Annotated in this window: 4 protein-coding genes; 3 read left to right on the forward strand and 1 reads right to left on the reverse strand. The window is 35.4% G+C overall.

Annotated elements, in window-relative coordinates:
* Positions 1 to 388: 388 nt before the first annotated feature.
* Complete coding sequence (locus tag V7659_RS18850; RefSeq protein ID WP_335541359.1) at positions 389 to 1,264, reverse strand: DMT family transporter; 876 nt, start codon at positions 1,262 to 1,264, stop codon at positions 389 to 391.
* Between the two features lie 281 nt (positions 1,265 to 1,545).
* Between V7659_RS18850 and V7659_RS18855 the strand changes: the two genes are divergently transcribed.
* From V7659_RS18855 to V7659_RS18865, 3 genes are all read left to right on the forward strand, one after another.
* A complete protein-coding gene (locus V7659_RS18855; protein ID WP_335541360.1) occupies positions 1,546 to 1,920 on the forward strand; it encodes a FixH family protein in 375 nt (124 codons plus the stop codon).
* A 250-nt stretch (positions 1,921 to 2,170) separates the two neighbouring features.
* Complete coding sequence (locus V7659_RS18860; protein WP_335541361.1) at positions 2,171 to 2,440, forward strand: CD3324 family protein; 270 nt, start codon at positions 2,171 to 2,173, stop codon at positions 2,438 to 2,440.
* 99 nt (positions 2,441 to 2,539) lie between these two features.
* The coding region (locus V7659_RS18865; protein WP_335541363.1) for a FusB/FusC family EF-G-binding protein at positions 2,540 to 3,089 on the forward strand (550 nt) is incomplete at its 3' end.

The following is a 3,089-nucleotide window of genomic DNA, read 5'->3' on the forward strand; positions in this document are numbered from 1 at the left end:
AGATATTCCTGCACTAGATGCTTATGGAAAGTCAATACCTTATTATTGTGAGGTGACAGTTACAAAAGACCATGAGTTTGAAATTAGTTATAAAATATATAATGCCAAAACACGAAAGTTAATAGTAACAAGTAAATAGCCTTTGTTTACAGTTAAGTGTTACTATAAAGTACGTGAGTAACTAAGAGAAAAGAGTTTAAGTGTCTTGAATGGTGGCACTTTATTTATATTAATGTTATTGACAAAAGTTAATGAACAATACGAACAGAATGTGAAGGAATGCACTTAAACTAACTGGTTCTTTACTTTAAAAACATACTGCCTTAATTACTTCTTATTTCACATAATGCTAGTAAACCCCTTCAACTGTTGAAGGGGTATTTACAAACTATTTTTTTTCTATGATAACGAATAAAACACCTATGAAAATTAGGGCAGAGCCAATCCAAAATGTTACACCAATTTTCTCTCCTAATATGAGCCATCCTAGTAAAGTTCCAACCACTGGTTGAAAGAAGAAAAAGATTCCTCCACTTGAGGCATTAAGCATCTGTAATCCACGATTCCAAAGTAGAAATCCACATGCCGTTGAAATGATGCCCAAATACAAGACTCCTCCCCAAATAGTTGGGTGAGTTAGTTGAGAGAAATTAATTGCTTGTAACCGTGGCAAAACAAATGGTGTCAGCACGATTAGGGCAACCAGGATGGAATAGGTGGTTACCACAATTTGTGAATAATCACTTGGCAACCGCTTTACGAGTACAGACATGAGTGCCCATGTTAAAGCGGCAATAACTAGTGCGATACCCCCAAGTTTACTGGACATATTCACATCACCAATTCCAACGATGAGAAGCACTCCAATTGTCGCTAAACAAACGGAGATACTCTTTTTTAACGTAAACCGTTCATTAAGGATTAAGCGAGCAAAAATGACCATAAATGCTGGTGTTGAAGAAGTGATAATGGCTCCCATTTGTGCAGTAGATAGCATGGTACCAGTTTCCTGAGCCACAATTGAAATGGCATTACCAATGATTCCAATCGCTATGATGATCAAGAAATAACGTTTTTCGATTTGCCATTTTTGTCTTGTAATAAAGCCAATTATAAGAAGTGCGACAATCGCTACTAAATATCGCAACCATACAAGTTCCAATGGAGGTATCACCGATACGACAACTTTCACAACAACGTACATTCCGCCCCAAATACTTGAAGCAAGGATTAAATATAATGAACCTAATAAGGTTTTTTTCATTTTTTTGTTCCCTCCGTATTATGATTAGGTTGAGAATGCCCCTAACGGAGAGAGGTAGCCACCTTCACTCTATTAAGAGCAGAAGTGTGCTAATGGTACATCGTTTTCAAATAATGGAGTCCAATACATGTTGATTCACCTCTAATCAAATTAATCTACAATAATCTTTTTTAAATTATAGCAAAAAATATTAAACTTTTGTGTCAAATAATGGTATGTTTTTGTCAGTAAAGATTGTAAGTATTTTTCAATAAGATGAAATATCGAAAGGAAAGAGTGTTTTGAACAAGTTTGCGAGTTTACTTATTAGTCTCATATTAATTCTAATTACGGGCTGCAGTTCAAATGATTTTGAGATCAAGTTAATTACTCCCAAATCCTTTACACCTGATCAATCTACTCCCATTCAAATGAAGATTTTAGATCGGGATGGGAAACCAGTTGAAGGTGCGAAGGTAAGCGCAGATTTGGATATGCAGGGGATGAGTCATGGAGATATTTCTATGAACATGCAGGAAACAGGGAATGGTGTGTATGTTGGACAAGCTAAATTTGAAATGGAAGGGGACTATACGGCTGCCATTACAATAGACTACAAAGGAGAAAAGTGGCTGGGAGAAAAGAGATTTTCAATTGTTTACAATAAGGCACAATAGTTTTTATAAAACTTTTAACAAAATTAATCGCCATCACTCCAATGGTATTGTTATAATAATGCCAAGAAGGGGGTGCTACACGTTGGAGAATCCTACGAGATTGTCTGGTACTTCTGCCACTCATGCAAAGCCTACTATGGAAACGGCGATACTTTGCGTGGGGCAAAACTAAATTAATATTTATATCGCCTATTTCATTACATGGCTTTGCACCTTATTTAATCGATTAATAAATAAGGAGCTGGCAGTCTTGAAATATGTAAATGCAAGCAACATTTTACCTGAGAATCTTATAAGAGAAATTCAAAAATATGTACAGGGAGAAACGATTTATATCCCTAAATCGGTAACGACTTTTCGTAAATGGGGTACCATAAGCGGTGGAAGAAAACTCCTAGATCAGCGCAATTCTAATATAAAAAGTGCCTTTATGAGCGGAACAAGTATTCAGGATTTAGCGGATGAATATTTCCTTTCAATCGAATCCATCAAAAAAATAGTGTACAAAAAGCACGGGTGATTCCTCCGTGCTTTTTTAAGTAATAAACATTTCCAAGTTGAATTTTACATTTTCCCATCCAGTGTTATTCTTTAAAATAAGTGGAAGGAGGGTGAACGTATGACTGAAAAGTATATTAAAAACGCGGAATTTAATTTAATTCATAACCAGGTGGCCTTGATTAAAGATAGCTATAAAAAGAATGCGGCCCCAAATGTAATCCAGGCCGTAAAGGATTTAGCGAACACGAAAATCATCGAACTATTTCCAAATGCAACGATTGAGCAAAAGGAAATGTTAGATCTTTCTGCACTAAAAACCGACCAGGAATATGACAAATATATGAAGCAGCTTCAGGACTATCTGATACCATTTCCTAAGATATCTGAGGCACAATTGAAAAAGATGTTTCCCAAAAATAAAAAGTTAAAGCTTCCTGACTTAGATAAAATAAATCTAGATCAACTTTCGTATTTAAGCTGGGTTGATATCAGTACAAATAAGAAGTTTATTGTGTTTGAGTTAGAGGAGAAGATGGTTGGAATAGAATGTAAATACAACTTGCTTCAAAAGGATAATATCTGTTCCTTCTGTAATCGATTTGGCCAGGTTGCCTATATCTCTACTATTACAAAAGCAAAAAAGTCTAAAAATCCAGACTACTATAAAG

Origin of the sequence: Neobacillus drentensis (genome assembly GCF_036966985.1) — a bacterium.
Lineage (GTDB): Bacteria > Bacillota > Bacilli > Bacillales > Cytobacillaceae > Neobacillus > Neobacillus drentensis_E.

Bases quoted from the DNA above. Each gene is read 5' to 3' on its own strand.
- V7659_RS18850 (WP_335541359.1), bottom strand. From the start codon at position 1,264: ATGAAAAAAACCTTATTAGGTTCATTATATTTAATCCTTGCTTCAAGT.